At 67.7% G+C, this 24,548-nt stretch carries 19 protein-coding genes; 4 read left to right on the top strand and 15 right to left on the bottom strand.

All coding sequences use genetic code 11. The features are described 5' to 3' along the window. Positions 1-12: 12 nt before the first annotated feature. From V8J36_RS16885 to V8J36_RS16875, 3 genes are all read right to left on the bottom strand, one after another. Complete coding sequence (locus V8J36_RS16885) at positions 13-687, bottom strand: DUF1028 domain-containing protein (protein ID WP_336468491.1); 675 nt, start codon at positions 685-687, stop codon at positions 13-15. Between the two features lie 91 nt (positions 688-778). Continuing rightward, positions 779-1,195 (bottom strand): RidA family protein, encoded by a 417-nt coding sequence (locus V8J36_RS16880; protein WP_336468490.1) that lies wholly within the window; start codon positions 1,193-1,195, stop codon positions 779-781. A 107-nt stretch (positions 1,196-1,302) separates the two neighbouring features. Next, entirely contained in the window at positions 1,303-2,553 is a 1,251-nt protein-coding gene (locus tag V8J36_RS16875; protein ID WP_336468489.1) for a flavin-containing monooxygenase, read from the bottom strand. Positions 2,554-2,842: 289 nt separating this feature from the next. On the opposite strand from V8J36_RS16875, the gene V8J36_RS16870 reads away from it, so the two are divergent. Beyond that, positions 2,843-3,847 carry a class I SAM-dependent methyltransferase gene (locus V8J36_RS16870; RefSeq protein WP_336468488.1) on the top strand — a complete coding sequence of 335 codons (1,005 nt, stop codon included), beginning with the start codon at positions 2,843-2,845 and terminating at the stop codon, positions 3,845-3,847. Between the two features lie 10 nt (positions 3,848-3,857). Here the strand turns inward: V8J36_RS16870 and V8J36_RS16865 are convergent, their stop codons facing one another. Together V8J36_RS16865 and V8J36_RS16860 are read right to left on the bottom strand one after the other, a co-directional pair. Then, the gene (locus V8J36_RS16865; RefSeq protein ID WP_336468487.1) at positions 3,858-4,646 is read right to left on the bottom strand and encodes an acyltransferase; all 789 of its coding nucleotides are present in this window, start codon (positions 4,644-4,646) and stop codon (positions 3,858-3,860) included. Positions 4,647-4,701: 55 nt separating this feature from the next. Then, a complete protein-coding gene (locus V8J36_RS16860; RefSeq protein WP_336468486.1) occupies positions 4,702-6,861 on the bottom strand; it encodes a glycosyltransferase in 2,160 nt (719 codons plus the stop codon). A gap of 221 nt (positions 6,862-7,082) precedes the next feature. Here V8J36_RS16860 and V8J36_RS16855 point away from each other — a divergent pair, with 221 nt between their 5' ends. Continuing rightward, on the top strand, positions 7,083-9,248 hold the full coding sequence (locus tag V8J36_RS16855) for a glycosyltransferase domain-containing protein (RefSeq protein WP_336468485.1): 2,166 nt from the start codon (positions 7,083-7,085) through the stop codon (positions 9,246-9,248). A gap of 12 nt (positions 9,249-9,260) precedes the next feature. Here V8J36_RS16855 and V8J36_RS16850 read toward each other — a convergent pair whose 3' ends face one another. The 8 genes from V8J36_RS16850 to dctP all read right to left on the bottom strand — a co-directional run bounded on the left by V8J36_RS16850 (position 9,261) and on the right by dctP (position 19,405). Continuing rightward, positions 9,261-10,142: a glycosyltransferase family 2 protein gene (locus tag V8J36_RS16850; RefSeq protein ID WP_336468484.1), complete on the bottom strand. Its 882-nt coding sequence runs from the start codon at positions 10,140-10,142 to the stop codon at positions 9,261-9,263. After that, the gene (locus V8J36_RS16845) at positions 10,139-11,332 is read right to left on the bottom strand and encodes a hypothetical protein (protein WP_336468483.1); all 1,194 of its coding nucleotides are present in this window, start codon (positions 11,330-11,332) and stop codon (positions 10,139-10,141) included. Before V8J36_RS16845 ends, V8J36_RS16850 begins: the two co-directional genes overlap by 4 nt. 109 nt (positions 11,333-11,441) lie before the next feature. Continuing rightward, on the bottom strand, positions 11,442-13,298 hold the full coding sequence (locus V8J36_RS16840; RefSeq protein ID WP_336468482.1) for an ABC transporter ATP-binding protein: 1,857 nt from the start codon (positions 13,296-13,298) through the stop codon (positions 11,442-11,444). Between the two features lie 286 nt (positions 13,299-13,584). After that, positions 13,585-15,108, bottom strand: coding sequence for a malonate--CoA ligase (locus V8J36_RS16835; protein WP_336468481.1), 1,524 nt, complete (start codon positions 15,106-15,108; stop codon positions 13,585-13,587). Beyond that, the gene (locus V8J36_RS16830) at positions 15,105-16,427 is read right to left on the bottom strand and encodes a malonyl-CoA decarboxylase (RefSeq protein ID WP_336468537.1); all 1,323 of its coding nucleotides are present in this window, start codon (positions 16,425-16,427) and stop codon (positions 15,105-15,107) included. The genes V8J36_RS16835 and V8J36_RS16830 overlap by 4 nt, the downstream gene beginning before the upstream one ends. Positions 16,428-16,469: 42 nt before the next feature. Continuing rightward, positions 16,470-17,783, bottom strand: a complete 1,314-nt coding sequence (locus V8J36_RS16825; RefSeq protein ID WP_336468480.1) for a TRAP transporter large permease — start codon at positions 17,781-17,783, stop codon at positions 16,470-16,472. After that, entirely contained in the window at positions 17,783-18,331 is a 549-nt protein-coding gene (locus tag V8J36_RS16820; RefSeq protein ID WP_336468479.1) for a TRAP transporter small permease, read from the bottom strand. The genes V8J36_RS16825 and V8J36_RS16820 overlap by 1 nt, the downstream gene beginning before the upstream one ends. A gap of 81 nt (positions 18,332-18,412) precedes the next feature. Further along, the gene (gene dctP / locus V8J36_RS16815) at positions 18,413-19,405 is read right to left on the bottom strand and encodes a TRAP transporter substrate-binding protein DctP (RefSeq protein WP_336468536.1); all 993 of its coding nucleotides are present in this window, start codon (positions 19,403-19,405) and stop codon (positions 18,413-18,415) included. Between the two features lie 155 nt (positions 19,406-19,560). Between dctP and V8J36_RS16810 the strand changes: the two genes are divergently transcribed. Continuing rightward, positions 19,561-20,289 (top strand): GntR family transcriptional regulator, encoded by a 729-nt coding sequence (locus tag V8J36_RS16810; RefSeq protein ID WP_336468478.1) that lies wholly within the window; start codon positions 19,561-19,563, stop codon positions 20,287-20,289. A gap of 31 nt (positions 20,290-20,320) precedes the next feature. Here the strand turns inward: V8J36_RS16810 and V8J36_RS16805 are convergent, their stop codons facing one another. Next, positions 20,321-21,418: a ParB/RepB/Spo0J family partition protein gene (locus V8J36_RS16805; protein ID WP_336468477.1), complete on the bottom strand. Its 1,098-nt coding sequence runs from the start codon at positions 21,416-21,418 to the stop codon at positions 20,321-20,323. Positions 21,419-21,422: 4 nt separating this feature from the next. Continuing rightward, positions 21,423-22,796, bottom strand: coding sequence for an AAA family ATPase (locus V8J36_RS16800; RefSeq protein WP_336468476.1), 1,374 nt, complete (start codon positions 22,794-22,796; stop codon positions 21,423-21,425). A gap of 537 nt (positions 22,797-23,333) precedes the next feature. On the opposite strand from V8J36_RS16800, the gene V8J36_RS16795 reads away from it, so the two are divergent. Then, positions 23,334-24,512, top strand: a complete 1,179-nt coding sequence (locus V8J36_RS16795; RefSeq protein WP_336468475.1) for a replication initiation protein — start codon at positions 23,334-23,336, stop codon at positions 24,510-24,512. Positions 24,513-24,548 lie beyond the last annotated feature (36 nt).

The raw sequence follows: 24,548 nt of genomic DNA, 5'->3' as shown, positions 1-24,548 counted from the left end.
CGCGAAGGCTAGCTATTCGTCGCCGGGAACACCATATGACGGCGCCGCCCCGGGATCGAGCGCGCGGGTCACATAGGCCTCGGCCTGCGGATGATAGACCTCCCAGGCGCGCTCCAGCGCCGCGATCGGGCAGGTCTCGGACCAGTCGATGCGCAGCTCGGCGAAGGGCCAACTCTGCCGGTCGACGACCAGAAGCCCCGCCGAATGCACCGGCCCGGCCTCGCCCCCCGCGTCGAGCCCCGCACGCAGCGCCGCCAGCAGCCGCGCGCCCAGCGGCCCGCTCGCCGCCGCGAACCGCCGCACCATCGCATCGGGCACCCCGGTGTCGGCCAGCAGGTTGCCCGCCGCCGCGGTGCCGGGCCCGCGCGCCTCGGCCCATTGGCCCAGCACATGGCTGCCCGACAGGATCGCGCTCTCCCCATCGGTCCCGACCGCCAGCACCTGCCGATAGGCCATCTGCGGACCGTTGCGCCGCAGGATCTCCAGCGCCTCGGCCGCGCGCGCCCCCCGCGCCATCAGGTCGAGCGCCTGCGGCCCCAGCCGCGGATCGGTGACGTTCTGAGTCGCCACCGCGCCGACGCCGGCACGGGCGAAGGAACAGCGCGCCGCCACCGCGGGCGAGGAAGACGAGATCGCGATGCCGAACTGGCCGCTCTCGGGGCAATGGCCGATGATCGAGAAGGTCATGGAACTCCCGCGGCACCGCGCGCCGCCCTTGCAGGGGATTGCCGGCGGGCGCTGGCGCCCGTCCGGTCGGTTGGTCGGTCGCGCCGGCGCGTCAGTCCGGGATCACCGCGGTCGCGTCGATCTCGACCAGCCATTCGGGGCGGGCCAGCGCAACGACGGTCAGCCCGGTGCAGACCGGGAACACGCCCTTGATGTATTCGCCCATGGTCCGATAGACCGGCTCGCGGTGGCGCACGTCGGTCAGATAGACGACCAGCTTCGTCACATGCTCCATCCGGCCGCCGCATTCCTCGACCAGCTGGCGGATGTTCTGCATCACCTTGTGGGTCTGCTCGACCGGATCGCTGCTGGCAAGGTTCACCGCGGTGTCCAGATCCTGCGGGCACTGGCCGCGCAGGAAGATCGTGGTCCCGCCCTTGGCGACCACCGCCTGCGACAGGTCGTTGTCGAGCCGCTGCTCGGGATAGGTGTCCTTGGTGTTGAACTTGCGGTGCCGGTAATGCGCCATGGGTCGGTCTTTCTGGCTCGGGGATGGGTCGGACGCGGCGATCATGCCGAAGTTTCCGCGGCATTCCAGCGCCGGCGTCGCCGGCCGCGCGGAACGCCGCGGCGCGGTCAGGTCTTTTCGTAGGCGACATACATCCGCTGCACCCCGATATGGGTCGCGATGTATTTCGCGTCGTAATAGCAGCCGTAGATGAAGGACGAGGCGCGGTTGGTCAGCTCCGGCAGGCCCAGGAAATAGACCCCCGGCTCGGCCGAGATCCCGCGGCGATGCAGCGGCTGCCCGGTCTCGTCGAAGGCCGCGACCTGCAGCCAGCCGAAGTCGAAGCGGAAGCCCGTCGCCCAGATGATCGTGCCGACGCCCTCCGCCGCGAGGTCGAGGCTGCGCAACGGCGCGCGGATGCAGGCCGGGTCGGGCAGCATCTCCCAGGCCTCGGGCTCGGGCGGCAGGTCCAGCCCGTTGCGCGCGACATAGGCATCGGCCTCGGCCAGCACCTCGAGATAGGCGCGGTCGCCCTCTGCGATGTTGGCGGCCAGATCGTCCGCGATGCGCAGCACGCCGTCGTCACAGCCTTCGGTCAGGCCCAGCACGGTGATCCCGGCATGGCCCAGCCGGCGGAAGTCCACGGTCTTGCCGCCGTCATAGCCGCTGACCGCGAAGGCGACATGGCGCTTCTTGGCCTGCGGGCGGAACTCGTCCCACTTGCCCAGCACCCCCAGCCACCAGCAGTAGTCGCGCTGGCGATAGGCGCGCGGCGGCCGGTAATGCTCGCCGATCGACAGGAACACCCGGCGCCCGGCGCGCTGCAGCTCCTCGGCGATCTGCGAGCCCGAGGCCCCGCCCCCCACGACCAGCACCGCGCCCTCGGGCAGCTGCCCGGGGTTGCGGTAGGCCGAGGAATGGATCTGCAGGAGCCCCGCGGTCTCGGGCACGATCTTCGGGACCGAGGGCACCTGGAACGGGCCGGTGGCCACGACGACGCGCTGGGCCTCGATCTCGCCCTGCGAGGTCGAGACGGTGAACCCTGGCCGCCCCTCGCAACGGCGCACCCGCGTCACCTCGACCCCGGTGCGGACCGGCGCGGCGATCTGGGCGGCATAGTCCTCGAAATAGCGCGCCATGCGCTCTTTCGCCGGGAAGCTCTCGGGCGGGATGTCGTCGAAGGCCAGCCCCGGGAAGCGGTCATGCCAGGCCGGGCCGTTGGCGACCAGCGAATCCCAGCGCTGGCTGCGCCAGGCCTCGGCGATGCGGTTGCGCTCGAGCACCAGATGCGGGACGCCCTCGCGGCTCAGGTGCTCGCTCATCGCGATCCCGGCCTGCCCGGCGCCGACGACCAGCGTGTCGATCTTCTCGGCAGTCATGTCCGTCCCCGCGCCCCCTGCGCCACTGCGTTCCGTCCCCCAGACCTGCACCGCGCAGCGCCGCCGGAAAAGACGGAAGTTCCGAAGCACTGCACAGGAAAAACCCGTGGAAGGAACAGGTGGTCCTGATCACGCGGCAAAGGCCGGATTGGCCCTCCGTCCCTGCGAGGAATGCACGGGCAGGCGAAAAGAACCGCTGGCAATCGGTCGGTGAACAGGACAGAAGAACCGGATGCGACCGTCCGCGGCAACGGGTCGGTCAGGCTGCATTGGACGATGGGGACTTCCGATGGCACTGTCATTCCTTGGCCAGTCATTCGACGCGCCGACCTATGTACCGCCCACGACGGCATGGACCCGCCACGGCCCCTTTGCCAACTGGATCGTCAAGGCCGCACGTCCCAGCACGATCGTCGAACTCGGCAGCCATTACGGCTTCTCCTATTTCGCCTTCTGTCAGGCCGTCGTCGAAGCCGGCCTGCCGACCCGTTGCTACGCGGTCGACACCTGGCAGGGTGACGAACATGCCGGGCATTACGAATCCACGGTCCATGATCACGTCTCGAAAGCCAATGAAGGCTACGCAGGATTTAGCGCGCTGCTGAGAAAGACCTTCGCCGAGGCGCTTGCGGATATCGAGGACGGGAGCGTCGACCTGCTGCATGTCGATGGCCGCCATTTCTACGAGGACGTGCGCGAGGATTTCGAAAGCTGGATCCCCAAGCTCGCCCCAAGCGCCATCGTCCTGTTCCACGACACCGAGGTGCGTGACCGCGACTTCGGCGTCTATCGTTACTGGGCCGAACTGCGGCAGACCCACCCCGGGCTCAACTTCACCTACCAACACGGCCTCGGGGTCCTGTTCTGGGGCGAGCCGCAGACCGCGACGATCGCCCGACTGCGCGAAATGGTCGCCACGCCCGACGGAGAAGCGCTGGTCAACGACTTCTTCTTCGCGGCCAGCGAGGCTTACGTGCGGGCAACCCAGGCGGTCACGTTCAGCCGACAGGCGCGCGAGACCGGCAAGCAACTCGAGGCGGACGGCGCCCGGCTGGCAAGCCTACGCGACAAGCTCTCAAAGCTGGAGCCCGAGCATCTGCGCCTGCGTTCCGAACATCGCGCGCTGAAGGAAAACCTGCAGGTCGCCCGTCGATTGCTGCGCAAGCCGCTTCGGACCGCCCTGCACCGAGGCACCGCGCGCCTCGCGCTTGCCGTGCTGCCCTGGCTGCCCGAGCGTCGCAAGGAAAGCCTGCGCCAGATCATCGCCAAACGCGAACTGCGGCCAGAGACCTGACCGCCCGGACTCACTCCGGGTCCTTGGCCCTGCTTGAAACCTCGCGACGGAAGCGCTTCAGCGCTTCGTCATGCACGGACCCGGGCGCGATCTTTGTCCGGTTCCGCACCCATTCCACGTTGTGCTTCACCACCTTCGCGGGATTGCCGGCCAGAACCGTGTTGGTCTCGTCGAAGCGCTTGGTGACCACGGCACAGGCCGCGACGATGCAGCCATCGGGGACCGTCGCGCGCTTGGTGACATAGGACCGCTCGCCGACCCAGACGTGATCGCCGATGAAGAGCCCTTCGGTGCGGTCCAGATATTCGCCGGTCTCGCGGTCGAAGATGAGATGCGGCGAGTCCCCTGCCCTGAAGGTGATCGTGTTCGATATCAGGCAGTTCGAGCCGATACGAACGATGTTGCCGTGGTTCGGCGCCAGGATCTTGCACTGCGGCTCGAAGCTGGTGCCGCTGCCCACGGTGACCGAACAGCCACTGGCCGGCACATGGTTGCCGATCGAGATGTAGGTGTCCTTGGTGATGCAGCCGCGGCCGAGCTCGAGGACATTGTCATCGCCATTGATGAGGATGGTCAGCGTCGAGGCCGCATGCGCGTCGCCGACGATCAGCCGGTTGCGATTGCCGGTGATCCTGCCCTTGATCCGGATCTTGGCGCCGACCTCGATCACGGTGTCCGTGCCGGCGTCGACGAGTTCGGCGATCGCGGGATCGACCACGGGCGCCGGCGGCTCAGGCGCGGGCGGCGGCGGCGGTTCCGGCTTGCGCCAGAAGAACCAGAGGCGCTTCAAGCCGCGCATTTTCTTGTCCCGCTTCATCGCCGCGCCCTTCGCACTGATCTCTCCGCGCCAGACCTCACGCGCTTCTGGCCGCAGAGACGCCCTCGGCATCCGGACCGGGGATGATCCGCGCCTCAGGGACCTGCGCGCCCCACTGCCCGAAAAGCATCAGCTCGCTCAGCGCCGCCGCATGCGTCGAATATCCGATCGCCGTCTTCAGTGCCTCGACCTGCATCGCGCGCAGACCCGCCGGGTCCTCGAGATGCGCCGTGATCTTCGACACGCAGGCCTCGAGATCACTGGTGTCGAGCACGATCGCGTTCACGCCATCGACAGCGTACTCATCGGCACCACCCTCGCGCGGAACCGCCGCGACGGCCCCGCAGGCCATGGCCTCGAGGCCGGTTCGCCCGAAGGCCTGATAGGTCGACATGTCGATGAACAGGTCGCTCCAGCCCAGCACCTTGGCGACCTCCGTCCGGGTCAGGATGCCAAGGTTGCGCAGCTCGAACTCGCGTGCCAGCCCGTGCTCCGCCATCGCCTGATCCGTGCACCCGAATATCCGGATCTCCAGGGCCTCGCCGAACCGCGACTTCAGCCGGGCCAATGCAGCCATCGTCTCGGCGGCGCCACGGCGCGGCGTGTTCGGCCGGATCATCGCCGAGATGTTGAACTGTCCGCCATCGCGCTTCTGCTTGACGCCCGGGCGGTAGCACGCATGGTCGATGCTCGCCTTCACGCGATGCACCGGAACGCCATGGCTCTCGGAGACCGTCCGGCAGAGCCAGTCCGTCTTGGCGAAAAGCAGGGTGTTCGGCACCAGCGCATAGGACTCGTGCGCTTCCTGCCAGCGATCGGTGCCCTGCTCGAAGAACATCGGCTCATAGTCCTGAACGTAATAGGCTGGCCGGACATGCGGGTGGGCCGCCACGATGTCACGCAGCAATCGGGCCGAACTGAAGATCGTCGCCACGACGATATCGAACCCTCCGCCGATCTCGACGACGGTGTCATCGTCGATGCCGACGAAGAGCTCGGCATTTTCCGGAATGTCGCTGTATTGCTGGCGCAGCCGCTCGATCGCGTTCTGCCGAACGGCAACCCTCGCCTCCACGCCCATCCGCCGCATCGCCGTCACTTCCTGGATGACCGAATGCGCGCCACCGCCGCCGCCCTTGACCGGCAGCAGGAAAAGGATGCGCTGCCCCATCAGGCCATCCGCGGATCGCGCCCAGTCGGCCGCGGTCACGCCCGCGACCGCACCGGCCCGCACCAGCGCCGCCTCGACGCGGCGCCGAACCGCGTCCATCGGCGCGGTCTCCTTCGACCGGGCGACGAGGTCCAGGAAGTGCTTCTCGCCGTGCTTCGCCCGAAGTGCAAGGTTGCCCGCTTTCGACAGCGTCTTGCGCCGCTCCGACCCGAAGCTCTTGGATTTCGCATGGAAGACATAGACGTCGTCGGCATAGGCGAGGGTGAAGCCCGCCTTCGCCGCGCGGATGCAGAGGTCGTTCTCTTCCCCGTAACCCTGCGGGAAGGTCCGTTCGTCCAGGATGCCGATCTTCCGGATCACCGCGCGCGAGATCATGAAGCAGAACCCGTTGACGAAGTGAGCTTCCGGATAGCAACGGGCGCTCGATCGGCGCACGAGCTCCGCCATCTGATCCGCCGTCATGCCCTCGGGGAGTGCGTTGATCGCATAGCTGCCGTCGGCCGCGTAAAGGCGCGGCACGTTCTGCCAGCTTGCCGCGTTCGAAAGCGGCCCGACGATCCCGCGCGTCCGGTCGGCGATCATGCAGCGGATAAGCCCCTCGACCCAGCCCTCCGTGACGATCGTGTCGCTGTTCAGGGTCACGACAAAATCACCGGTGCCGCGGCGCAATCCGGCATTCACAGCCTTGGTATAGCCGACGTTCCGCGCATGGTCGATCAGCTCGAAGCTGGTTCCGCCCGACCGTGGAGCCTGCGCGACGAAACTGCGCAACCACTCCGAGGTCTCGGCATCCGAACCGTCATTGACGACGATCACGCGGGGCGGGAAGCGGCCCGGGTGGGCTGCCAGCGACGCAAGGCAGCGCTGCACATCCTCAAGCGCGTTGTGCACCGGCACGATCACATCGCAGCTGAAATTCCCTGCCGCGAAAGCCTCCAGCGTCCGCCGCCGCGGCTTGCGGTCCGGCCCGGCGTTCCGCTTCGAGAGGTAGGACTTCAGCTTGCGAAACTGTCTCCGCAGACCCATGGTCGACCCTCTTCCCGAAACCTGAATTGCCTGCCTGATGTATCCGCAGCTCAAGTTGCTGGCAAGCGACCCCCCTGTCGGCCTCCGAATCGCGGCGGGACCAGGGATCGGTCCAACAGACGCTTCTCGCAGCGCGCGAAGGCTGTTATTCGGCCTTCGACGACCCGCCCCGCCGCCTGTTCCGGCGCATCCGAGAGGGGCCAGCGACTGCGCGAGGACAGATGACGAAAAAGACCGGCGACGCCATCGAGGACGTCTTCAAGGCCAGCGAGCAGCTCGAGCACGTGACATTGCAGCGTGACCGGCTGCTGCGGGAATATCTCAACGTCGCCCGTCATCTCGAAAAGCAGGATCGGCTCGTCGAGGACCTGCGGGGCAAGCTCACCGACGCGCGAAGCCGCCCAACAGCCCAGCTGACCCGCAAGCACAAGAGCCGCCTCTACAAGTCGCTTGCCAGCCTCGAGGGCGTGCTGCCGGAAAAGCTCGCCACCCGCCTGCGCGAGAAGGCAGAACGGCTGGACCCCAGGCGTTTCGCGGCCGTGCCCGAGAACACGCCCCAGCGCAAGGTGCCGGCAGTGGTCGCCACACTGACCGCGCCGCCACCCGAACCTCCGAACCCGGATGCCGAGCTGGCGGCAGCGATGGCGCGGGTGTCGTCCGAAGGCTTCCGCGCCGCTCGGGCCGAGCTGGCATCGCTTGCGGCCCGGACCGACCTTGACGAGGTCGAATGGCCCGAGATCGTTTCGGACCTCTATGGCTGGGAAAGGCACCCTGATCCTGCGATGCCGCGGGTGTCGGGACCGGATCTCGGGCAATTGCCGCAGCGGGTCGCCATCTACACGACCCTGTTCGGACCTTTCGAGGATCTTCCCCCGGTCATGTCCCATGACCCGAACCTCAGCTTCCTGTGTTTCACCGATCAGGACATCTCGCCCGCCGGCTGGACGGTCATCAAGTGCGAACCGCTTGCGGACGACGGGAACCTTTCCGCCAAGCGCTACAAGGTCCGCCCCCACCTGTACCTCTCCGAATTCGACGCCTCGATGTTCGTGGATGCCAACACCGTCCTATGGGGGCGGATCGAAGCCTTCGTGCGCAAATGGTTGCTGCACGAGGACTTCGTGATGTGGCGCCACCCAGAGCGCGGCACCATCGCGGAAGAGGCATGGGCGGTGGTCCGGATGGGCAAGATCGGGCTCGAGGCGCCGATCGCGCAGGTCACGGCCTACGAGGACGAAGGGCTGGGGTTCCGCTGCGGTCTCTTCGAAGCCTCCTTCATCTGGCGGCGTCACAACACCCCCCGCATGATCGCCTTCGCCGATGCCTGGTGGCATGAAATCACCACGCGCACCAAGCGCGATCAGCTGAGCCTGCCCTACGTCGCGGAAAAGCTCGACACGCTGCCCAAGGTCCTGCCCTCCTGTCTCGGCACCTCACGGCGCAACCATTACTTCGCCAAGCTGCCCCACAAGCCGATGGCGACGACCCGCATCAGCCGGTCGTCCGATCGACGGATCACGCTGCTTTACGACGAGGCGTCGAAGGCTTTCGGCTCTACGAGGATGCGGGTCTTCCAGCTGGCCGACATCCTGCGGTCGCAGATCGGCGGCAGTGTCTCTGTCGAGGTGTCGGCGGATCCCGCCACGGTGCGCGACTCGCTTGTGATCGTCCACAAGCGGTCCATCGAGCGCCTGCCGGCGGAGCAGCTTGCAGATCTGCGACAGCGGAACGACGCCGTCTTCCTGGACCCGGTCGACATGGATCACCGCAAGGTCATCGAGATCCCCTGCGACGGGATCATCGCCTGCAGCCTGCAGGCCTACCGCATCTATCGCTACCAGCGCGAGGTCGGGCACGTCCACATGGTGACGCACCATGCCGACCCGAGGATCCGGCCCTCTGGAGAACATTTCGACAGGCCGCGGATCGGTTATTTCGGCGAGCTGGCAAATACGGCCCTTCCCGAGCACCATGAAGGGCTCATCGATGTCCACGCCGTCGACACCAAGAATGTCAACGACGCTTGGCTCGACCAACTGACCCATTACAATGCCCATTACGCAGTCCGTCGGCGCCGCGGCATCGACGGCCAGAAGCCCTTCACGAAGGCCTTCAACGCCGCGCGGTCCGGTGCGGTCATCGTCTGCGACAAGGACGAAGGCGACAACCTGCACTATCTCGGCGAGGATTACCCCTACTTCGCCGAACGCGGGGCGGATCCCCGGTCGCTGCAGGAGGTCTGCTTCAAGCTGATCGAGACCTTCGGCACGGCCGACTGGCGCTATGCGCAAGAGATCATGCGGAATGTCGGCGAGCGGTCGTCGGACGCCTGGATCGGACGCGAGGTGCTCGACCTGCTGCGCGAGGTCTATGGTCCGGACGTCTAGGTCCGGACCCGCCTATTCCTCTGGCAGCAGCCAGCCGTTGCGGATGAAGACCGCCTTCGCCTCGTGCCGGATGCGGGTCAGGGTCGGGTGGCTGCGCGAGTTCTCGAGCGCGGCACGCACCCGCTGGCGGCCGTGCAGCCGATCCACGGCAGCGCGGCCCTTCTGGATCAGCGCCGCACGTCTCTTGTGCGAATAGCTCTTGGTCTTGTCATGGTAGACGAAGCAGTCGATCGCGACGGCGCAGAGGAACCCGGCATCCTGTGCCCTGAGGTTGAAGTCGACCTCCTCGCCATAGCCCATCGGGAAATTGACGTCATCGAGCAGCCCGATGCTGTCCAGGACTTCGGCCCGGATCGCCAGGCAGAAGCCGTTCACCTGCTCGATGATCGGCGGCTCGAGCTGATCGGCGAGCGTCACGCAAAGCCGCTGGATCTGTTCCAGTGTCCTGTCATCGCTGGGGATGCGATTGCTGGGCGGCGATCCTTCCGACCCGAACCCCGGGATCGACTGCCATCCCCCCGCGTTGGAGAGAGGCCCGACGATGCCGATGCGCGGATGGCGCGCGAAGCAGCCTGCCAGCCGGTCCAGCCAGCCGGGCAGGACGACAGTATCGCTGTTCAGAAGCACCACCATTGCGGCGCGCCGCAGCGCAAGACCGGCATTGGCCGCCCGTGTGAAGCCGCTGCCCGTCTCGCGGCGGATCAGAACCACACGGGCGGAATCGCGGTCCCGAGCCGCGACGCAGATCTCCTGCGTCTCGGGCTCGGAACCGTCGTCGACCACGATCATCCGGTCCGCCGGTCCCAGCGTCGCCAGGACCGAGGCCAGGCATCGCCGCACGTCTTCGGGACTGTTGTGGACGCAAATCACCACATCCGCGCGCAGACGGCTCATCGGCAGTATTTCCCCCCCGCGCGCCCCTGAAACCTCAGCGGCGAATCCGGTGCAGCCGGCGAAGCGAGCGCCCGCCAGCGCAGCCGTGGCGTGCGTGCGAGTGCAAGCGGCAGCGAAAGGGCGTCGTTCGCGACGCCATTGGCCACGAGCTGCCACCAGGCCGACGACAGGGCCTGAACCTCGGCTGCACCCGGCCGCAAGGCCAGAAAGCCGGTGTCGTAGCTTTCGGCCGTCTGGAAATCGGGCGACCCGCCGATCGTCGCGAGATGCCGCGCCAGCGTGAACGAGGGTTCGCGCCGCTCGATCACGCAGGCCAGGAACTCGTCGCGCAGACTGTTGCCCGCGGCGTCCTGTGCGACGACGAAGTCGACGCTGCCGCTCAGGGCGAGATCGACCCCGTCCGGTTCGCGCAGGCCAAGGATGCCGTCTGTCCAGACGATCCAGTCGTAATCGCCGAAGAACGTCGGCAGGTGGCACTTGTAGTAGGCAGCCCGGCGGCGCGGGTCGTGATGGAAGAAATTCGCCTCGACACGTCGCCAGGGCCCGGCTACGGGCCCGACGTGATCGGTGATCAGGTAGTGGTCGGCCGTGTCGGCAAAGCCGGCGAGCGGCGGCACCGCCGATGCGTCGCGGCCGAAGATCGCGGTGACCACCGCGACGCGCCGGCCCATCGTGTTGCGGATGCACAGGTCGCTCAACGGCGGCACCGTCAGCGGCGGCTCGGTCGCGACCCGGCACAGCGCTCCAATCGGAAAGTCGAGGCTCTGCAGGAAGGCCATCGCCCAAGGCTGCAGCGTGAGACGGCCCGAGGAGGCATAGGGCCGGGCCGGCGCCAAGCGCTGCGACAGACCTTCCGTCAGGAAATGTTCCAAGGATTCTGCCGGACGGGGCAACTTGTGACGCTCGGCATACCAGTCGGCCTCGACGAGGTCGCGCGCGATGGCCACCAGCCGGTAGCAGCGGCGCATGTCCGGGCCGCAGCGGTCTCGCAGTCTGCGGGCCAGACGACGGTAGCGAAGCCGGAAGAGCAGGCTGCGAGCGGTCTGGTCGGCCGTGAGCCGTCCCCAGGACTCGCCCAGCGTCACGCTGCGCCGCTTGTCACGCGTTCCGAAGATGACCAGCAAGGCTTCGCGGGGCGCAAAGTTTCTCGACAGCGAGAAACGCTTGGCGATCGACTTCAACATCCCCATGACACGATCCTGCAACCTTGGGACGCAACTGCGTCTCCGGGTGGTCGACTACCAGCACTTGCAGTGCACATCCATCCCGATCTTCGCGTGCCTCCGCGCAGCGCCTCGGCTAGCCGTGACCGGCCAGCCGTGTCCAGTCTGCCGGCGCCGCCCCTTCTGCCGCCGCCGCAGCCGCGGGCTCGCTGTCCCGGTCGGGCCCTCCCGGGGCCGCAAACTGCTGCAGGTAGAGGTCGCGGAAGGCGCCGGGTGCCTCGACCAGATCGGACGGCGCGCCCTGCTGGACGACCCGCCCGGCCTCGAGCACGAAGATCCGGTCGGCCTGCATCACCGTCGACAGCCGGTGCGCGATGATCACCGTGGTCACGTCGCGGGTGATCTCGGCCAGCGCCTCCTTGATCAGCCGCTCCGAGGTCGCGTCCAGCGCCGAGGTCGCCTCGTCCAGAAGCAGGATCGGCGCGCCCTTCAGCACCGCGCGCGCGATCGACAGCCGCTGGCGCTGACCGCCCGACAGGAACTGGCCGTTCTCGCCGACCGGGGTCTGGTAGCCCTGCGGCATCTCCGAGATGAAGTCATGGGCATGCGCGACCTTGGCCGCGGCGATCACCTCGTCGTCGCTGGACTGAGGCCGGCTGGCGCGGATGTTCTCGAGGATCGAGTTCGAGAACAGGAAGGTCTCCTGCCCGACATAGGAGATGGCGCCGCGCAGGCTCTCCAGCGTCGCGTCGCGCACGTCGGTGCCGTCGATGCGGATCGCGCCGCCCGTCACGTCGTAGAAGCGCATCAGCAGGTTCATGATCGTAGACTTGCCGCCCCCCGAGGCGCCGACCAGCGCGATGGTGTTGCGCGCCGGGATCGAGATCGACAGGTCGTTCAGCGTCGGCGTGCCGGACTTGTAGTGGAAGCTGACGTTCTCCAGCTCGATCGCGCCGTCCCGGACCGTGATCGGCCGGGCGGTGTCGCGGTCGACCATGGTGATCGGGGCGTCGATCAGCTGGAACAGCATCTTCACGCCGATCATGCTCGATTCGATCGAGACCCGCATCCGGCTCAGCCGCTTGGCGGGCTCGTAGGCCATGATCAGCGCGGTCACGAAGCTCATCAGCTGCCCCGGAGAGGCGGTGGCCCCGCCCAGCATCCGGGTGCCCGAGATCACCACGACCGCCGAGATGATCAGCCCGGTGACGATCTCCATCAGCGGCATGGTGATCGCCTCGAGCCGGTTGATCGCGTTCGAGCGCTTCTCGACCGCGTTCACCGCGCGCTGCATCCGCGCCTCGAGCCGGTCCTCGAGACCGAAGATCTTGATCACCCGGATCCCCATCGAGGTCTCCTGGATCACCTTGATGATCTCGGCCAGCGACGAGTATTCCTTGTGCATGATGTCGCGCACCTTCACCAGCAAGACGCGCAGGCCGAAGAAGATCGCGGGCACCATGATCAGGCTGAACAGCGACAGCTGCGGCTGCTGGTAGAACATCACGACCAGCAGGCCGATCAGGGTGATCAGGTCGCGGGCGAAGCTGGTGACGATCGTGTTGATCACGGTGCGCGCGGCATTCGCCCCGTTCGAGATCCGGGTAAGCAGGTCCGAGGTCTCGTGCGTGTTGTAGAAGGCGATCCCCTGCGCCAGCAGCTTGCGGTAGAGCCGCATCTGCTGGCTGGCGACGATGCGGTTGCCGGCCCGCGCCAGCGTGACCATCTGGACGTACATCGACACGCCCTTGACCACGAAGACCCCCAGCACCAGCGCGCCCACGCCCAGCACATAGCTGCGGCTGGCGCCGGTCATGGCGTTGACGATCATCTCCATCGAGAACGCGGTCATCGCCGACGAGGCGCCGACCACGAACATCGAGATGATCGCGGGAATGTAGAGATGGAGCAGCCCGCCCATCCCCTCGCGCAGCAGCCGCCACAGCAGCGACTTGTCGAGGCTCTTGCCGATGAAGGTGTCTTTGACGGCCATTCAGGAATCCGTGGGGCTCGGGGCGCGCCTGTCTAGCCCGCGGGCCCGCCCTTGGCAATCTCACCCCCCGGCGGTTGCCGGGGGTGAGCCGCTAGATGGGGGCGCGGGGGGCGAAAGGCAACCGTCGGCCGGCCGGGCAGCGCAAAGGGGGCGGAGAGAGGGGGCGCTGCCCCCTCGCCCCCGGGATATTTGGGCCAATGCGAAAAGGGGCAAGAGGGGGCCCTGCCCCCGCCCCTGCGGGCCCCCCGGGATATCCGGGCACAGTCGAGGGGGGCGCGGGGGCGCCTCAGGCCGAGGCGGGGGCGAAGAGGGTGGCGAAGTCCTTGCGCAGCAGGTTCTTCTGCACCTTGCCCATCGTGTTGCGCGGCAGCTCGGACAGCAGTTCGATATGCTTGGGCTGCTTGAACTTCGCGAGGCTCGCGGCCATCGCGGCGCGCAGCGCCTCGGGCGTGGGCGATTGGCCCGGCAGGGGCACGATCACCGCCACCACCGCCTCGCCGAAATCGGGATGCGGCACGCCGATCACTGCGCTTTCCAGCACGCCCGGCTGCTCGTCCAGCACCAGCTCGATTTCCTTGGGATAGACGTTGTAGCCGCCGGTGATGATCAGGTCCTTCTGCCGCCCGACGATCGAGACGTAGCCATCGGCATCGACCACCCCGATGTCGCCGGTGAGGAAGAAGCCGTCCGCGCGCAGCTCCTCGCGGGTCTTTTCCGGCATCTCCCAGTAGCCGGCGAAGACATTGGGGCCGCGGACCTCGATCATGCCGGGCTCTCCCTCCGGCAGGGTCGCGCCGGTCTGCGGATCGGTGATCTTCAGCTCGACCCCCGGCAGCGGGAAGCCCACGGTGCCGGCGCGGCGCTCGCCGTCATAGGGGTTCGAGGTGTTCATGTTGGTCTCGGTCATGCCGTAGCGCTCGAGGATCCGGTGGCCGGTGCGGTTCTCGAACTGGACATGCGTTTCCGCCAGAAGCGGGGCGGAGCCGGAGGTGAAGAGCCGCATATGCGCGACGAGGTCCCGGTCGAAGCGGGGATCGTCCAGAAGCCTCGTGTAGAAGGTGGGCACGCCCATCATCGTGGTGGCCTTCGGCAGCCAGACGATCGCCTGCTCGGCCTTGAAGCCCGGCAGGAAGATCATCGCGCCCCCCGACAGCAGCACCACGTTCGAGGCGACGAAAAGCCCGTGGGTGTGGAAGATCGGCAGCGCGTGCAGCAGCACGTCGCGGTCGGTGAAGCGCCATTCCTTCACCAGCACCTCGGCATTCGACAGGAGGTTGTCCTGCGTCAGCATCGCCCCCTTCGAGCGGCCGGTCGTGCCCGAGGTGTAGAGGATCGCCGCAAGGTCCGAACCCGCGCGCGCCACCGGCTGGAAGCCCGGGCCCGACAGGCGGGCAAGCTCGACAAGGCTGCCCTCCCCTGCCCCGTCGAGGGTTTCGAAGAGCGCGCCGTGGCGGGCGGCGACCGCGCGCAGGCTGTCGGCCCTGGCCGGGTCGCCGACCAGCAGCGCCGCGCGGGCATTGCCGACGAAATAGTCGACCTCGTCGGCGGTATAGGCGGTGTTCAGCGGCAGGAACACGACGCCCGCCGCCACCGCGGCGAGGTAGAGCGCCAGCGCCCGCGGGCTCTTCTCGATCTGCACCGCCATCCGGTCGCCGGGCTTCAGCCCCAGCCCCGCCAGCGCCGAGGCCAGCGACATCGCCATCGCATGCAGCTTCGCACCCGAGAGCGTCTCGCCCGCGGCATCGGTCAGCACCGCCGAGGTCCGGGCGGCAAGGGGGGCGGCGATCGCGTCGTAAAGCGGGTTGGTCATGTCTTGCGTCCTGTCTTCTGGCCGGCCTTCGTCCCCGGCTTCGGGGGGTCGGGCAGCAGCGCCTGCACCTGTTTCGACGCCGCGACGGCCTTCGCCGTCACGAAGCGCTCGTTGTTCCGTTCAACCTCGGCAAGGTCGTAGAGGTAGTTCACCATCGCCCCGCAGGACTGTTTCAGCCCGTTCGGGCTGACATCGGCCCCGGCATGGATGTCATGCAGCAGCGCGCCATTGCCAAGGTGGAACCGCGCCACCGGGTCGGCGGGCAGGCCGTCGCGGCGCTTGGCCTTCAGCAGGTATTCCGCCGTCAGACGGCGCAGCACCGGGTGGTCGGGCTCCAGCGCCGAGGCGGCGCCCGAGGCCGCGAGGTCGAGCAGCGCCTTCGCCTCGGGCCGCTCGGCCGCGACCGAGCCGAGCCAGCGCGCGAGGCCCGGGACCGGCGAGAGGGTCACGAAGGTCTGCAGGCCGGGCAGGTCGCGGTGCAGCTCCTCGACCACCTGCTTGATCAGCGAGTTGCCGAACGAGATGCCGCGCAGACCCTCCTGGCAGTTCGAGATCGAGTAGAAGACGGCGGTGTCGCACTCGGCCTCGGCCAGCGGCGCGCGGCCCTCGGCCAGCAGCGCCTGCACCGAGCCGGGGATGCCCTTGGTTAGCGCCACCTCGACGAAGATCAGCGGCTCTTCCGGCATCGAGGGGTGGAAGAAGGCGAAGCAGCGCCGGTCGGCGGGGCGCAGGCGGCGCTGCAGGTCGTCCCAGGAGCCGATGGCATGGACGGCCTCGTACTGGATGATCTTTTCCAGGATGTTGGCGGGCGTCCGCCAGTCGATGTGGCGCAGCACCAGGAAGCCGCGGTTGAACCAGCTGGCGAAGAGATGCTGGAAATCGGTATCGATCACCGCCAGCTCCGGCGCGCCGGGCAGAAGCTTCAGCAGGTCGAGCCGCATCCGCACCAGTTCCTCGGTCGCGCCGGGGGCCTGGTTCAGGCGGCGCAGCAGTTCTTGCCGGGGCGGCTCTGCCTGCGCCAGCATCTCGGCCAGCGCGGCGGGATCGGCTGTCTCGCGGTAGCGGGTCGCGGCCTCGATCACCCGGGTCACGTCGGGGTCGAGGGCGCGGGCGAGATGGGCGAAGAAGGCCAGCCTCTCCTCTGGCGTCATCGCGCGGTAATGCGAGAGGATGTCGCGCGACAGCTTCATCCCCGAGACCTCGCCCCGGGCAGAGAGAAGCTGGCTGCACAGGGTCTCGATCGGGACCCGGCTGGGCAGAAGCGCCCGGGCCGGGCGCCGCTCGAACAGCGTGCCCATCAGGTCTGCGAAAAAGGCCATCCGGCTCATGTCGTCACCTTTGCGCTGGGGAGGGAGGGTGCGTCATGCCGGCCCCATGACCAGGTCGGGAAGCCAGGTCGCGAGTCCGGGCACGAAACAGAGTATCACGATGGCCAGGAACATGCAGGCGACGAACGGCGCCGATCCCCACAGGATCGTCTTCAGCTTGATGTCAGGAGAGATGGAATTGATCACGAAGAGGTTGAGACCGACCGGCGGCGTGATCAGCCCGACCTCCATGTTGATCGTCAGGATCACCGCGAACCAGTAGGGGTCGAACTGCGCCGCCTGCAGGATCGGCAAGAGGATCGGCGCGGTCATCAGGATCACCGCCACCGGGGGCAGGAAGAAGCCCGCGACCAGCAGGAAGACGTTGATCACCGCCATCAGCACCCAGCGGTTCACGTCCAGCGCCGCGATCCACTGCGCGACCGACTGGGTGATGAAGAGCGAGGACATCATGTAGGAAAACACCCCCGCCGCCGCCATGATGAACAGGATCATCACGCTTTCGCGGGTCGAATCGCGCAGCACCCCCCAGATCGCGCCGGGGCGCCACAGCCGGTAGATCACCACCGCCATGCCAAGGCACAGCACCGCCCCCACCGCCGCGGTTTCCGAGGTCGTGGCGACGCCGCCGTACATCGCGTAGAGCACCCCCGCGATCACCAGCAGGAAGGGCACGACGCGGGGCAGGATCTCGAACCGCTCGCGGATCGAGTAGTGGCGCGGCGAAAGCACCGCGGTGTTGCCCGAGGCCCAGGTGGCATAGATCGCCCAGGCCATGAACAGAAGCATCAGCAGGATGCCGGGCACGATCCCGGCCAGGAACAGCCGCCCGATCGAGGTTTCGGTGGCGATGCCGTAGACGATCATCGTGACCGAGGGCGGGATCAGGATCCCCAGCGTGCCGCCCGCGGCGATGGCGCCGGCGGCGACCCCGTCGGGATAGCCGCGCTTCTGCATCTCGGGGATGCCCATCTTGCCGATCGCCGCGCAGGTCGCGGGGCTGGAGCCCGACATCGCGGCGAAGAGCGCGCAGGCCCCGAGGTTCGAGACCACCAGCCCGCCCGGCACCCGGGTCAGCCAGCGCTCCAGCGCCTCGAAGAGGTCGGCCCCGGCGCGGGTCGAGGCGATGGCCGCGCCCATGATGATGAACATCGGGATCGACAGGATGGTGAAGCTGTTGAGGTCGGCGAAGAAGATCTCCGGCAGCATCTCGAGCGAGCGGGGACCGTCGAAGGCCAGCAGGAAGCCGGCGGCGACGATCAAGAGGCCCACGGCGACCGAAACGCCGGAGAACAGCACCACGATGGTGGCCAGCGCCACCAGAAGGCCAAGAAGCAGCGGGTCCATCAGGTGTCCTTGATGCCGAAGGGCGGCTCGGCCCCGGTGATCAGGCCGATCAGGTCGGCCAGCAGTTGCAGCAGGAACAGCACGAAGCCGAGCGGCAGCGCGAGGTAGGGGATCCAGAGCGGCGGCGCCCAGACGGTCGAGCTTTTCCAGTTGCGCTGGAAGGCCTGGTGCCAGACGTCATAGGAATACCAGGCGATGACGGCGGTGACGGCGATGGTCGCGGCCAGCGTCACCAGCGCCAGCACCCGGCGGGCGCCGATCGGCAGGGCATGGGGCAGCAGGTCGACGTTCACATGGCCGCGCAGGCGCTGGACGTAAGGCAGGCCGATCGTGGTCGCGGCGATCATCAGGTAGATCACCGCCTCGGTCTGCCAGATCGTCGACTGCTTCAGGACGGCGCGCACGAAGATCATGTGGCAGGTGACCAGCAGCGCCGCGACGGTGAAGCCGGCGGCGATCCAGCCGCAGAGGGTCGAGATCGCGTGCACGGCCCGGATGAAGGCGTTGCCGCCCGAGCGGGCCGGCGCGGCGGTGAGGGGGACGGACATCTGGGGAACTCCGGAGAGCCTCGGGGTGGGCGCCGGGTGGGGCAAGCCCCCTGCCCCGGCGCCTGCGGCATCAGGCGGCGGTCACTCGACCGACAGCGCCATGTCGAGAAGCTTCTGCCCGTCGGGCACATCCTTCACGAAATGCGCATAGGAGCTTTCCTGCGCCAGCGCCTTCCAGGCGTCGAAATCGGCCTGGGTCATCGCCGCGATCTGCACGCCCGCGTCCTCGAACACCTTCTTCGAGGCGTCGTCCTCTTTCTTCGCCTCTTCGAGGTAATAGGCCTCGGCCTTGGCGGCGGCGGTCTTCAGCGCCTCTTGCTGGGCGGGTTCTAGCCCGTCGAAGGTGGTCTTGTTGATCAGCAGCGGCTGATACATGAACCACAGCGCGATCTCGCCCGCGGGCGTGTAGCATTTCGACTGTTCCTGCAGCCGGTAGCTGACGAAGGACGAGGACGAGGTGTTCAGCGCCTGCAGGACGTTCTGCTGCATGGCGTTGTAGGTCTCGGACGAGGGCATCGACGAGATCGAGGCGCCTGCGGCCTGCAGCATCTCTTCGAAGCCCTTGCCGGCGGCGCGCACGGTCAGGCCCTTCACGTCCTCAGGCTTGGTGATGCAGGCGCCGGTCGAGGCGAAGCCGCCCGCCAGATAGCCGTGCACGAGGGTCATCACGTCATCGTCGTTCAGGATCGTCTCGATCTCGCCCATGAAGGGCGAGGCGTTCATCCGCGCGGCATGGTCGTGGCTCTTGATCAGGCCCGGCATCAGCGTGAGGTTGTATTCCGGGTGCTGGCCGCCGGCATAGCTGAGAGGCAGCACGGTCATGTCGAGCTGGCCGCGGGTCAGCGGCAGGTACTGCTCGGTCGCCTTGAAGAGCGAGGCCGAGGGGAAAATCTTGATCGTCAGGTCGACATCGGCCGCGGCCACGTCGTCGGCGACCATCTGGGCGACCTTGTGGCGCAGGTCTCCGGGGGCGAACTGATGCGACAGGCGCAGTTCCTCGGCCCCTGCCCCGGTCACTGTCACGGTCGCGGCGAGCGCGGACAGGGCAAGGAAGGGCAGCACGGCGCGGGGCATCGCGCGGGGGACGGCGCGGGCCGCCAGCTTGGCAAGTTTCATCGAAGACCTCCTCCCAAAGGTGTTCGTATCGAACAATGTCGGCAAGGCTGGCGTTGAATGCATCACGAGTCAACGCTATTGTATGCAAGAATGCCATTTCGGGGATGCAGGCGATGACCGGGGACCTGGGAGACGATCACGAGACCGCGCAGGAGGCCGCGGCCGGGGGGCTCGACCGGCGCACCGACCAGATCCGCGAGGCGCTGGAGGAAATGATCGTCGAGGGGCATTTCGCCGATGGCGCGAGGCTCGACGAGGTGAGCCTGGCCGAGCAGTTCGGCGTCTCGCGCACGCCGCTGCGCGAGGCCTTCCAGGCGCTGGCCGCCTCTGGCCTGGTCGAGCTGCGCCACCGCCGCGGCGCCTTCGTGCGCTTCCCGACGCTGGAGGACGTGGTCGAGATGTTCGACGTCATGGCCGAGATCGAGGCGCTCTGCGGTCGCTATGCCGCGCGGCGGATGACCGCCGAGGACCAGGTGGCGATCGAGCGGGCGCTGCTGGACTGCGAAGCCGCGGCGGCCCGGCGCGACACCGAAGGCTATTACCGCGCCAACCACGCCTTCCACCACCGGATCTACGCGGCCGGCGGCAACCGCTTTCTGACCGGCGAGGCCGAGCGGCTGCACCGTCGGCTGAAGCCGTTCCGGCGACTGCAGCTGCGGGTGCGGGGCCGGATGGACGAAAGCCTGCGCCAGCACCGGGCGATCTTCGAGGCGCTGGTGGCGGGCGACGAGGCCTGGGTGACGAAGGTGATGCGCGCCCATATCGCGGTGCAGGGCGACCGGTTCAACGACCTGGCCGCGAATTACCGCACCGCGATCCGGGGCAAGCGCAGCGTCGCCTGAGGTTTCGCGGCGAAACCTCGGTGCGGTGGGGTCAGGCGGGGCCGAGCAGGTGCTCCAGCTCGCGCATCGCGGTCTCGACCAGCTCGCCGCTGACCCGATCGCCTTCGAAGCGGATGTACCAGCCCTTGGCATCGCAGCCCGAGTGCAGGGTGAAGCCGGTGGGCAGCGTGGCGCTGCGGCTGCGGGTCGGGCGCGGCTGCGACGGGGCCTTGGGGCGGCCGCCGCGGGCGGGGTCGCGCTCGGGCGGGGCGAGCAGCGTCAGCGCCTCGTCGATGGCGGCAAGCTCTTCGGTCGCGGTGTCGAGCGTCAGGTCGGCCAGCGCCTCGCGCAGCGCGGGCCCGTGACCCTCGCGGAGCGCGGTGGCGATCCGCAGCCCGTCCTTCTCGCGCAGCGCCTCGGGGTAGGACAGCATGTCGCCGAGTTCCTCGAAGATCACCGCGAAGGAGCGGATCTTCGAGCGCTTGGCCTTCGACGCGACCGAGAACAGCGCGTCGACCGCCGCCTCGACATTGGCGAAGGCGCCCTGGTGGGCGGCGAGCACCGCGATGCGCCCGCGCTCGTATTGCGAGAGGTTGGCGCGGACCTCGTTCTCTTCGACCATGGCGACGAAGGTGCCGCCCATCGCCTCGGGGTCGCGGACCAGTGCCTTGATCCGGTCATAGCGCGGGTTGCGCGACAGGCCGCGCAGCGCATGGAAGGCGCGCAGGCGGCGGTAACCCGAGATCAGCCCGTAGCGCGGCCCCGACTGGCCGTCGCGGAACTCGAAGACCTCGATCGGCAGGCGCAGGCCCTTTTCCGAGATCGAGAGCTGCAGTTCGGTCATCTCGGCCTCGTCCAGCGCCATGCGGTCGCGGACGATGGCATCGGCGTCGATCTCTTCCAGCGGGATCTCGATCATGACGAGCCCGGCCGCCTCGGCTCCGCGCAGGCGTTCGGCATCGGCGCGGTCGCGGGCGATCTCGGCGCGGGCCTCGGCGCCGCGGGGATCGTGCTGGGCGGCACTGTCCGCCGCGACCTGCGCGATCGGGGCCGCCAGCGGATTGCGCGGCGAGGTTTCGCGGCGAAACTCGTCTTCGAGCCGGGCAAGGTCGTCGGCGCTGGGGGCTTCCAGCCGGGGTCGTTTCGCCATGGGGTCAGCCCTCCTTCTCGGCCAGTTTCATGTCGCGCCACCAGGTGCCAAGGATCACCTCCTTCACCTCGGCCCAGGTGCGGTCGAAGGTCTCGCGCCCGCGGACATAGGTGTCGCGGTTGAAGTTGCGGTAGTCCGTCTCGTAGATGCCCGAGACCTGCTCGCCGGCCTGGCCGACCATCGCGGTGACCTCCTGGCGGAAGGTGGTCATGAAGTCGCCGAAATAGGCCTGGACGACATTGGCGAGGTCGGTCTGCTGCGCCGGGTCGAAGCGGGTGATCAGGGCCCGCACCGCGTCCCATTGGAAGCCGATCTCGGGCAGGCCGGCGTCGCGCCGCGCCCGGTTCTCGCCTTCCTCGATCGAGGCGAAGGTCGAGTAGATCATGTCGAAGAACCGCCCCGTTGAATCGAATTCGAGGAAGGACGCGCCCAGCGGCACCAGCAGGATGTCGGCCGCCGCCAGCGCGTTGATGGTGAGATAACCAAGCGCCGGCGGCGTATCGAGCAGCACGATGTCGTAGTCGTCAAGGATCCCGCCCTCCGTCAGCGCATTGCCCAAAGAGTCCCACAGCGCCCAGCTGCGCATCTGCATCCGCCAGACCGGCACCTGGAACTCGGCCCAATAAAGGTTCAGCTGCGCGCCGATCAGGTCGATGTTCGGCCAGTGGGTCTTCTGGATGAGGTTTCGCGGCGAAACCTGCAGCGCCTCGGTTAACGTTTCGTCAAGCGGGAGTTCGGGCTGGCCGGCGGCGGCGCGCACCGCGTTCTCGCGGGTCAGGTGCAGGGCGAAATCGCGGGCGAGCATCGGGAAGGCGGTCTGCCATTCGTCGGCCACCTGCCCGCCCATGATCGAGGTCATCGAGCCTTGGGAATCCAGGTCGATCACCAGCACCCGGTAGCCGTCGAGTGCCGCCGACATCGCCAGATGCGCGCAGGTCGAGGTCTTGCCCACGCCGCCCTTGAAGTTCGCGACCGCCACGACCTTGGCCGGCAGCCCCTCGGGCCGCCAGGCCTTGTACTCGCGCCAGCCCGCGCCCTCGGTCGCGAAATGGTCACGCAGCACCATCACCTCTTCGAGGGTGAACCATTTCGCGCCGCCTTCGCCCGAGCCCTGCGGCAGATCGGGGTTCGACTTCAGCACCCGACGCAGGTGGGCGGGCGCGACGGGGATCAGGTACTTGGTGACCTCCCAGGTCGAGAACTTCCGCAGCCGCTTCTGCCCGTCGGGCGCATAGCCGCGGCGGGCGAGGTCATCGCGGCCGCGGGTCGCAAAGGCCGCGGCCTTGGCGAATCGCTGGGTGTCGATAGGTTGGGTCAGCTGCTTCGCGGCCTCGGCCGGATCGATGCCGAAATAGGGGGGAAGGTCGGCCTTGTTCATGCTCGCTCCTGCCTCGCGCATTGGGATGTGCGCGGATCTTTCCGATATTCGCGTTTTTCTCGCACATCCGCCGCGCATTGGGAATCACGGATCCGTCCAGGCCCCTGAAATCCAAGGTTTCGTGACAAAACCGGCCGGCGCTGCTTTGCTTTCTTTATCGAGTATAGAGTCTTTGCCAGCACGGAATCGCTCCATCTCAGAGGCTTAGCGGCAGATAGGTGCCCGGATGCAGGATCAGGGGCGCCCGGCGGCAGGGGGAAGGGTGCCCGATTCCGGGATATCGGGCCCCGATTCGCGGGAGACGACCCCGATTGGGCCGGAATAGGGCCTTTTGCGCAGCGCGCAGATCCGCAGCGCGCCGGGGTCATCCCGGAAACGGGTCCCTGTCGCAGCCTCGTCGGTGTGGGGCCTCCTGTAAACGGGTTCCTTTGCAGGTGCCCGACCCATGCGTTGCCCGCAGGTACCTGAACCGCTAGACTGTCCGCAACGACGCCCGCGCGAAGCGGGCGCGGCCAGAAGCGGGCAGAGGGGCGACAGGTGGACGAGGACATTCCGCGCGAGAAGCTGACGGGCGCGCTGCGCCGGGGGGCGGTGAAGAAGCATGTCGCGGCGATCCATGTCTCGGGCAAGCTCACGCTGCTGCAGCGGCGGCTGTCGAACGTGCTGCTGCTCAACGCCTATGACACCTTGGTCAGCCAGGCCGTGCACCGGATCGACGCGCGCACGCTCTGCCTGATGATCGGCTACAACTCGAACGACATGGAGACCCTGAAACAGTCTCTGCGCGGGCTTGCAGAGACTGTGGCCGAGTGGGACATGCTCGATGCGCAGGGCCGGCAGGAGTGGGGGGTGTCGAGCCTTCTGAGCTATGCCAAGCTGAAGGGCGGGGTCTGCGAATACGCCTATTCCCCGGCACTGGCGGAGAAGCTGCACGACCCGAAGGTCTTCGCGCTGATCAACCTCAACATCCAGCGCCGCTTCACCTCCGGTCACGCGCTGGCGCTCTATGAGAACTGCTACCGCTTCGTGCGCACCGGCTCGACCGGGTGGTGGTCGCTCGACACCTTCCGGCGGCTGATGGGGGTCAGCGACAGTGCCTATTACGAGGTGTTCAAGCAGCTGAACGCCAAGATCATCAAGCCGGCGGTCGAAGAGGTGAACCGCTCGTCGAACATCATCGTCACGCCCGAGACCCGGAAGATGGGCCGCACCGTCACCGACATCCGCTTCCGGATCGAAGAGAACCCGCAGCTGGCGATCCTCGACCTCGACGATGGCGAGGGGGTGCGGAAGTCCGAGATCTATGCGCGGCTGGTGAAGCTTGGCGCCTCGGACCGGCTGGCGCGGCAGTGGATCGCCGAACATGGCGAGGGGACGCTGGGCGCGAAGCTCGACTATGTCGATGCGCAGGACGGGGTGCGCAATCCGGTGCGCTATCTCTCGGCGGCGCTGAAGGGCGATTTCGGAACGGCGGCGGCGACGACCGGGGCAGGGGAGGGGGCGCCGCTGTCCGACCGGGCCGAGCGGCTGAAACGTCTGCAGGCGCTGGTCGCCGCCCGCTCGCCCACCCAGCGCGATGCCGACCGGCGGATGGTCCTCAGCCGGCTGTCGGGGGCTGCGCGCGACGATTTCGAGCGGCACGGCTGGATGAGCGCGCTGAACGCCGAGGCGATCCGCACCTTCTGGGAAGAGCTGCATCCCGGCGCCTTCGACTGACCGGGCCGCCGGAACGGTTGTCTTTGCAACAAAAGA

It is taken from the genome of Frigidibacter sp. MR17.14, assembly GCF_037095735.1.
GTDB lineage: Bacteria > Pseudomonadota > Alphaproteobacteria > Rhodobacterales > Rhodobacteraceae > Frigidibacter.
The sequence above is the reverse complement of the archived record's forward strand: the minus strand, read 5'-3'. Positions and strand labels throughout refer to the sequence as shown.